Below are 277 nucleotides of genomic sequence, written 5' to 3'. Positions count from 1 at the left end.
TTACCTATCTCATCTGAATTTCATACCAACATACGTACCATGTCAGCATTGAAGAACCAAATTTACTTTAACGTTAAGCAAATGTTATTTGGTGGTTTCTCTGGTTCAGACAGCCAAATGAATGATTCTTCAAGATACACTGAATGGGAACACGCAGGCGACTTGCTTGGTTGTCGTACTAAGAACTACGATGCTAAGACCAAATACTTCGGTGTTAGCTTCAGTGGTTTGAAGGATGACCCAAGCAAGATCAGTGTTCACATGATGGGTGTTGCAA

General features: G+C 40.4%; 1 protein-coding gene. It reads left to right on the top strand.

Translation table 11 applies throughout. From position 1 onward, the window contains the following. Positions 1–277 (top strand): hypothetical protein (locus AC2FA3_RS15170; RefSeq protein WP_490510309.1); only part of this gene is annotated, 277 nt, incomplete at both ends.

It is taken from the genome of Janibacter sp. CoH_79_TC_3, assembly GCF_058197955.1.
This window is presented reverse-complemented; position numbering and strand designations above follow the sequence as displayed.